Raw genomic sequence first — 7,733 nt, 5'->3', positions numbered from 1 at the left:
GCCACGGCCGCGTCGAACGGGCCGCCGGATCCGCAGACCGAAGACGAACCCGCGGTGCCGCCGCTTCCCCCGGGTGCACCTGACGGGGTAGTGGGCGTGGCCCCGCACGCGACCATCATCTCGATCCGGCAGTCGTCACGAGCCTTCGAGCCGGTGAATCCACCGCCGGGAGACCCCTACTCGGACGAGAAGGTCAAAGCCGGAACGCTGAATTCCGTTGCCCGCGCGGTGGTTCACGCCGCCAACATGGGGGCCAAGGTGATCAACATTTCCGTCACCGCGTGCCTGCCCGCGGCGGCCCCGGCCGATCAGCGGGCCCTCGGTTCAGCGCTGTGGTACGCGGCCACCGCGAAGGACGCCGTGATCGTGGCGGCCGCCGGTAACGACGGCGAAGCGGGCTGCAACAACAACCCGACGTATGACCCATTGGATCCGTCCGATCCGCGGGACTGGCACGAGGTCAAGATCGTCTCGGCGCCGTCGTGGTTCTCCGATTACGTCCTGTCGGTGGGCGCGGTCGACAGCAGCGGTGCCCCGCTCGACAAGAGCATGACCGGTCCCTGGGTCGGCGTGGCCGCACCCGGAACCCACATCATGGGCCTCTCACCGCAGGGCGGCGGCCCGGTGAATGCCTACCCGCCGTCGAGACCGGGCGAGAAGAACATGCCGTTCTGGGGCACCAGCTTCTCGGCGGCCTACGTCAGCGGCGTCGCCGCGCTGGTGCGCGCGAAATTCCCCGAACTCAGCGCGCATCAGGTGATCAACCGGATCGTGCAGTCGGCGCACAATCCGCCTGCGGGCGTGGACAACAAGGTCGGATACGGGATGGTGGATCCCGTCGCCGCCTTGACCTTCAACATCCCGCCCGGCGATCGGATGGCCCCCGGCGCGCAAAGCCGGGTCATCACCCCGGCCCCGCCACCCCCGCCGCCCGACCACCGGGCGCGCAACATCGCCATCGGGTTCCTCGGGACCGTCGCCGCCGGCGTGCTCGTGTTCGCGATCGCTGCCCGGTTGCGGAGGGCCCGATGAGGCCCGACCTGACCGGGTTCAGCCGCGGCAGCAATCGCCGGGTGGTCGGCGTATGGGTGGTGTTCCTGCTCGCCTTCGCCGGCTGGCTGGTGGGTGGCTACATCGGCGCCGCCGTAGCCGTGGTGGTGGGGGTCGCGCTGGTGTTCGTGCGCTGGTGGGGTCAGCCGGCGTGGTCGTGGGCCGTGTTGTGGCGGCGTGGCCGGCGCCCGATCGACTGGGCGGCCCCGATCACCGTGGCCAACAACCGATCCGGTGGCGGCGTCCGCGTCCAGGACGGTGTCGCCGTGGTCGCGGTGCAGCTGCTGGGCAGGGGCCACCGAGCCACCAGGGTGACCGGCTCGGTGAGCGTCGAGACCGAAAACGTGTTGGACATCGTCGAATTGGTGCCGATGCTGCACCAGGCGCTTGGCCTGCAGCTCGATTCGATCAGCGTGGTCACCATCGGCTCCCGGCACGGCACCATCGGGGACTTTCCGCGTGTCTACGACTCCGAGATCGGAACCCCGCCCTACGCGGGCCGGCGTGAGACGTGGCTGGTCATGCGGCTGGCGGTAATCGACAACGCCCAAGCCCTGTTCTGGCGCACGACCGTTGGCGCGGCGGCTATCTCGGTCGCACAACGCATCGCCGGACTGCTGCGCTGTCAGGGGCTGCGCGCTAAGGTGGCCACCGCCACCGACCTCCTCGAGCTCGACCGCAGGCTGGGGTGGGACGCGGTGTCGGGAACCGTGCAGCGATGGAAAGCCATACGCGGAGAAGCGGGTTGGATGACCACCTATGCGTATCCGGCCGAGGCGATCACGTCACGCAACCTCTCGCAGGCGTGGACGCTGCGCGCCGACGAGGTCATCCAGAACGTGACCGTCTTCCCGGATGCCACGTGCACTGCCACCATCACCGTGCGCACACCCACGCCGGCACCGACGCCGCCCAGCGTCATCCTGCGCCGGCTCAACGGCGAGCAGGCCGCCGCGGCGGCCGCGAACATGTGTGGCCCCCGTCCGCACCTGCGTGGATTGCGACGCAGCCCGCTGCCGGCCGAGCTGATCACCGAGATCGGACCGTCGGGCGTGCTGATCGGCAAGCTCAGCAACGGCGACCGGCTGCTGGTGCCGGTCACCGACGCCGGTGAGCTGTCGCGCGTGTTCGTTGCCGCCGACGACCCGATCGCCAAGCGGATCGTGATCCGGACCGCCGGTGCCGGCGAGCGGGTGTGCGTGCACACCCGCGACATGTCGCGCTGGATCAGCGTGCGCATGCCGGAGATCACTGTGGTCAACAGTCCGCGTCCCGCACCGCGGACCACCGTCAGCGTCGTCGAGTACGCCCCGCGACGGGGGAGCGGCGCGGGAGCGCTCGAGGGCGGCGGTATCGAGGCGGCGATCTCCCCGACCCCGCGACCGGCGACGGTGATCACCATCGCCCCCGCGGGGGCCCAGCTCTCCGAGGCGCATCGGAACGGCTTCGAGGTGATCATCGAGCAGATCGGGCCGGCGGTGGTCAACGTCAGTGCAGCAGGAGAGAATTGGCTCGTCGAGATGGACATGTTCCGCGCCGAGAACCGTTACGTCAGTCTCGAGCCGGTGGGCATCTCGGTCGGCACGTAGCAGGTCAGAAACGCGAGTTTGAGGCACGGTGTGATGAGCGCAGTGCCGCGAGGGGTTGTGATGGGTGATTTGCAGACCGCCCGAAGGCATTTCGATCGTGCCATGGCGATCAAGAGCCGGCAGGGCCGGGCGGCGGCGCTGCCGGAGTTCGTCGCTGCCACCGACGCCGACCCGTCCATGGCCGACGCCTGGTTGGGGCGCATCGCGTGCGGTGACAGCGACCTGGCGTCGTTGCGGCAGCTGTACGCCACCAGCGAATGGCTGCACCGCGAGACCACGCGCATCGGGCAGACGCTGGCCGCCGAGATCCAGCTCGGTCCCTACATCGGCATCACCGTCACCGACGCGTCACAGGTCGGGCTGGCGTTGGCGTCCGCGTTGACGATCGCCGGGGAGTACGCCGAGGCGGACAGGCTGCTGACCAACCGTGACCTGCTCGATTCCTGGACCAACTATCAGTGGCACCAGCTGGCCCGCACGTTCCTGATGTACCGGACGCAACGCTGGCCGGACGTATTGCTGGCCGCCGCCGATGAGCTGCCCGCCCAGGCCATCGTCATGTCGGCGGTGACCGCGTCGATCTGCGCGCTGGCCGCCCATGCCGCCGCCCATCTCGGGCAGGGCCGGGTGGCGCTGGACTGGCTGGACCGCGTCGACGTGATCGGGCACACCCAGTCGTCGTCGCGGTTCGACGCCGATGTGCTGACCGCGTCGATCGGACCGGCCGACATTCCGCTGCTGGTCGCCGATCTGGCCTATGTGCGGGGGATGGTGCACCGTCAGCTGCGCGAGGAGGACAAGGCTCAGATCTGGCTGTCCAAGGCGACCATCAACGGCGTCCTGACCGAGGCGGCCAAAGAGGCACTGGCTGACCCGAACCTGCACCTGGTTGTCACCGACGAAGAAACCATCGACAGCCGCACCGATCGATGGGACGCCTCGTCGGCCAAGAGCCGCGACGAACTCGACGACGACGCCGCCGCCGACGTGCGCGCGGAGCTGTTGGCCGAGGGCCGCAAGCTGCTGGCCAAGCAGGTGGGACTGGCCGCGGTCAAGCAAGCGGTCGCGGCGCTGGAAGATCAACTCGAAGTGCGGATGATGCGGCTCGAGCATGGCCTGCCGGTGGAGGGTCAGACCAACCACATGCTGCTGGTGGGTCCGCCCGGTACCGGTAAGACGACCACCGCCGAGGCGCTGGGCAAGATCTACGCCGGCATGGGGATCGTGCGCCACCCCGAGATCCGCGAGGTGCGCCGGTCGGACTTCTGCGGCCACTTCATCGGCGAATCGGGGCCCAAAACCAACGAGCTGATCGAAAAGTCGCTGGGCCGAATCATTTTCATGGACGAGTTCTATTCGCTGATCGAGCGCCATCAGGACGGTACGCCCGACATGATCGGCATGGAGGCCGTCAACCAGCTCCTGGTGGCGCTGGAGGTGCACCGATTCGACTTCTGCTTCATCGGGGCGGGCTACGAAGATCAGGTGGACGCCTTCCTCACCGTGAACCCGGGTTTGGCCGGCCGGTTCAACCGCAAGCTGCGTTTCGAGTCCTATTCGCCGGCGGAGATCGTCGAGATCGCGCACCGCTACGCCACGCCGCGCGCCAGCCTGCTCGACGATGGCGCCAAAGAAACGTTCCTGGACGCCGCGACGACGATCCGCAACTACACCACGCCGGGCGGACGCCACGGCATCGACGCCATGCAGAATGGTAGGTTCGCCCGCAACGTCGTGGAGCGCGCCGAGGGTTTTCGCGACACCCGGGTAGTGGCGCAAAAGCGTGCGGGTCAACCGGTCACGATCGAGGATCTGCAGATCATCACCTCGGCCGACATCCAGGCCGCGGTGCGCAGCGTGTGTTCGGACAACCGCGACATGGCGGCCATCGTCTGGTGACGCGGCTAGGCCGGTTCGAAGCGGAAAACGGCCAATCGCCCTGCCAGCGCTTCGAACTCGTCGGGGGTGCCGTCCCGCACCATGCCCGAGCGTTTCGCGAAGGCCACCCCGACCGGGACCTCGGTGGGGAAGGCCCGCAGCACCGGTCGCGCCTCGCTGGCGGAGAGTTCGACGATCCGCACTGGGCGTGACCGTCGGCCGCGGCTGAGCGTGCCGGTGCCGGCCGCCCGGGCATTCGCGGCCCAGTCGGCGCCGGGATAACCGGCCACGACGTAGAGGCCGCCTCTAAAGTTGAAGGGCGTCATCGGGGTTCGGCGCGGTTGGCCCGACTTGCGGCCGGGCACGGTGAGCACCATGGCGGGGCCGGTCGGGATGCCCAGCCGTTGGACCGCCATCATGAACTTGTTCATGGGCTTGAGGTAGCGCGGGGGGCGTGGATCGGTCATCTAGAGACTCCTTATTTCTCGGTGCTGAACATCGCTCGGTGCTGGAAGACCCAGTGCGCGAACGGGACTGGGGGCCGACCGAGGATCTTCTCCACCTCGTGGGTGACCAGGGCCGGGTTGTCGAGCGTCTCGGCCTGCATGGCGAGGTAGGCGTCGGCGAATCCGGCGCTGAAGCCCAACCCGACGAATCGTTGTCGCACGGCATCGGCGGGGATCTCGAGGTACTGCAGCGGCCGGCCCAGGACGGCGCCGATGACCCCAACCAGCTCGGCGTTGGTGAAGGCTTGCGGACCGGTCAGCGGGATGCGTTGCCCGGCAAGCTCGTCGGTGAGCAGGGCATGCGCCGCGACACCGGCGATGTCGGTCTCGACGATCGGGGCCGCCGATGCCGCGGCGTAGGGTCCGGCGACCACGTCGCCGGCGCGGATCTGCGCCGACCACATGCCGGCGAAGTTGGTGGCGAACACCGTGGGCCGCAGGCTGACCCAGTCCAAACCGGAGTCGACGGCGAGGCGCTCGACCTCCCGGTTGCGGTCCCCGCGGAACCGGGACGGCTGCCGGGCGACGTCGTCGTCAGCGTTGATCGCCGACAGCGCCACCAGCTTGCTGACACCGGCGGGCCCGCACCGGGCCACTACGTCGTCCAGTTGCGCACCCAGCGCCCGCGAATTCAGGAAAACCGCGGAGGCACCGGGTAGCGCCTCGGCAGCCGAGCCGAACACCTCTACCTCGGACGGAAATCCGGCCGGCCCCGGTTGCCGGGTGACCGCCCGCACGCGGGCTCCCGCGGCCAGCAGTTCGGTGACGAGTGGGCGTCCGACGTTGCCGGTCGCACCGGTGACGACGATGGTGACGATGGTCATGATGGGCATCCTTTCCGTGAACTTTGTGCACTGGGAGAAACGACGAGGCAAAAGGTGGGAAAGTTACCCGGGAGAACCTGTAACTTTTCGCCCCAGCAGATCGTCGAAGAGTCATGAACCAGTCGCAGTCAACCGGTGACCAGGTCGGCGAGGCCTGGCGTCGGCACCGCCCATACCTGGTCAACCTCGCCTACCAGATGCTGGGCGACATCGGCGACGCGGAAGACGTTGCGCAAGAGGCCTTTTTGCGATTCTCGCGCGCCGACGTGAGCGAAATCGAGGACGCCCGCGGCTGGCTGACCGTGGTGGCGAGCCGGCTGTGCCTGGACCAGGTGCGGTCGGCCCGCGCCCGATACGAACGGCCCGGAGAGGTTGCCGAGCAACCGGCGCCGCCCCGCTTCGACCCGGCCGACCGGGTCACGCTCGACGACGAGATCCGCACCGCCCTGCTCGAAGTCCTGCGCAGGCTCAGCCCCGCTGAGCGGGTCGCCTTCGTGCTGCACGACGTGTTCGGCGTCCCGTTCGACTCGATCTCGCAGACCGTGGGCCGCCCGGTCGGCACCTGCCGCCAACTGGCTCGCAGGGCGCGCACGAAATTCCATGCGGCACAGCCGAAGTTGAGCGACGTCGCATCGGCCGAACACCAATTGGTGACCGAGAAGTTCATCACCGCATGCGCCAACGGTGACCTCGAGGCGTTGGCCGCCGTCTTGGATCCGACGGTGTGGGGTGTGGGCACCATCCTCGCGGACCCGGCGCCGCCACAGCAGATCAACCACGGGCCGGATGCGGTGGCCACCAACCTGTTGCGCTACCTGTGGCCGGACGTGACCCTGGTCAGCGGACCCGTCGGGGGACCGGTGCTGCTGGCCTTCAGCGAGCGCCGCCTGTTCGCCGTCATTGTGCTGACGATCCGCGGGTCCCGGGTGATGAAGATCGAGGCGATCGCCGACCCGGCGGCGCGGGCTTAGTTCGGCGTGCCCGCGTGGTCTGCGCCGCCGTGCGGACGTGCCGCGAAGTATCCGGCGATGGTCGCGGTGATCTCGAGGAATTTGCGCCGCGTGGCCGGGGCCATCTCGTGACCCACGTCGATCACGCCGCCGGGCCGCAGGTGGGGGTCGAAGGGCACTTCGATCACCGGCCGGCCATGGTCGGTGAACTCGCGGGCGAGCAATGCCCGGGTGCGTTTGTCGGCATGACCGTCGGAATCGTTGAGCACCACGATGGTGTGGCGCAACAGCGTGACCAGGCCCTGATCCGCCAGCCACTCCATGGTCCGCGCGGCGGCGGATGCGCCGTCGGCCCAGGGGGAGGACACCACGATCAGCGCGTCCAGGTCGCGCAGGACCTCCTGGGTGAGCGGCGCGTCCATGGTCGAACCGCAGTCGATGACCGAGATCGTGAAATGGCGGTCCAGTCGCAGCGCGGCTTCCCGGTAGATCGCCGGATCGAGCACTCGGCGCGGGCCCGTCGCCGGCTCCCCGGCGAGCACATGAAGACCCGAGGCATTGCGGCCCAGCCGCGCCACCACATCGTCGAAGGACCGTAGGTTCTTGTCGGCGGTCAGCTCCCAGAACGAGCCCGTCGATGCCGGATCGATCCGGCTGCTGAGCCTGCCGAACGCGGTGTCGGCGTCGATCGCGACGACGTGGTCTTGCCTGCGCAGCGCGGCGAGCAGCGAGCCCACGCTCGCGGCCACCGACGTCTTGCCCACGCCCCCCTTGCCCAGCACGCCGACCTTGTAGTTGCCGTACAGCCGGGTCCGGATGGCCGCCTCGAACTGGGCCTCCTGTCGCTGGGCGGGCGACGGGCCCAGGTTGACCAGCCCGAAGGTAATCAGCCGCAGGACTCGTCGCCAACCGCGATCGGGTAGCTCTGCGGGCGCC

Annotated in this window: 7 protein-coding genes; 4 read left to right on the top strand and 3 right to left on the bottom strand. The window is 68.9% G+C overall.

All coding sequences use genetic code 11. From position 1 onward, the window contains the following. The 3 genes from mycP to eccA2 all read left to right on the top strand — a co-directional run. Nucleotides 1-1,032 (top strand): type VII secretion-associated serine protease mycosin (gene mycP, locus DQP58_RS25075; RefSeq protein WP_112710793.1); only part of this gene is annotated, 1,032 nt, incomplete at its 5' end. Beyond that, on the top strand, nt 1,029-2,639 hold the full coding sequence (gene eccE, locus DQP58_RS25070) for a type VII secretion protein EccE (protein ID WP_112710792.1): 1,611 nt from the start codon (nt 1,029-1,031) through the stop codon (nt 2,637-2,639). The genes mycP and eccE, both read left to right, overlap by 4 nt. A gap of 60 nt (nt 2,640-2,699) precedes the next feature. Then, complete coding sequence (gene eccA2 / locus DQP58_RS25065) at nt 2,700-4,538, top strand: type VII secretion system ESX-2 AAA family ATPase EccA2 (protein ID WP_205869541.1); 1,839 nt, start codon at nt 2,700-2,702, stop codon at nt 4,536-4,538. A 5-nt stretch (nt 4,539-4,543) separates the two neighbouring features. Here eccA2 and DQP58_RS25060 read toward each other — a convergent pair whose 3' ends face one another. Both DQP58_RS25060 and DQP58_RS25055 read right to left on the bottom strand, forming a co-directional pair. Then, the gene (locus DQP58_RS25060) at nt 4,544-4,984 is read right to left on the bottom strand and encodes a nitroreductase family deazaflavin-dependent oxidoreductase (protein WP_066870112.1); all 441 of its coding nucleotides are present in this window, start codon (nt 4,982-4,984) and stop codon (nt 4,544-4,546) included. 11 nt (nt 4,985-4,995) lie between these two features. Beyond that, nucleotides 4,996-5,847 carry an NAD(P)H-binding protein gene (locus DQP58_RS25055; RefSeq protein ID WP_112710795.1) on the bottom strand — a complete coding sequence of 284 codons (852 nt, stop codon included), beginning with the start codon at nt 5,845-5,847 and terminating at the stop codon, nt 4,996-4,998. Between the two features lie 113 nt (nt 5,848-5,960). Here DQP58_RS25055 and sigI point away from each other — a divergent pair, with 113 nt between their 5' ends. Continuing rightward, nucleotides 5,961-6,818, top strand: coding sequence for an RNA polymerase sigma factor SigI (gene sigI, locus DQP58_RS25050; RefSeq protein WP_112710790.1), 858 nt, complete (start codon nt 5,961-5,963; stop codon nt 6,816-6,818). On the opposite strand, the gene DQP58_RS25045 is transcribed toward sigI, so the two are convergent. After that, nucleotides 6,815-7,733, bottom strand: a 919-nt coding sequence (locus tag DQP58_RS25045; protein WP_205869540.1) for a MinD/ParA family ATP-binding protein, incomplete at its 5' end; no start/stop codon positions are given. The genes sigI and DQP58_RS25045 overlap by 4 nt on opposite strands.

The organism is Mycobacterium colombiense (assembly GCF_003284975.1).
Lineage (GTDB): Bacteria > Actinomycetota > Actinomycetes > Mycobacteriales > Mycobacteriaceae > Mycobacterium > Mycobacterium europaeum_A.
Note: the sequence above shows the minus strand (reverse complement) of the source record. Positions and strands in the feature narration are given on the sequence as shown.

Bases quoted from the DNA above. Each gene is read 5' to 3' on its own strand.
- eccA2 (WP_205869541.1), top strand. From the start codon at position 2,700: ATGGGTGATTTGCAGACCGCCCGAAGGCATTTCGATCGTGCCATGGCG.
- DQP58_RS25055 (WP_112710795.1), bottom strand. From the start codon at position 5,847: ATGACCATCGTCACCATCGTCGTCACCGGTGCGACCGGCAACGTCGGA.
- DQP58_RS25060 (WP_066870112.1), bottom strand. From the start codon at position 4,984: ATGACCGATCCACGCCCCCCGCGCTACCTCAAGCCCATGAACAAGTTC.
- eccE (WP_112710792.1), top strand. From the start codon at position 1,029: ATGAGGCCCGACCTGACCGGGTTCAGCCGCGGCAGCAATCGCCGGGTG.
- sigI (WP_112710790.1), top strand. From the start codon at position 5,961: ATGAACCAGTCGCAGTCAACCGGTGACCAGGTCGGCGAGGCCTGGCGT.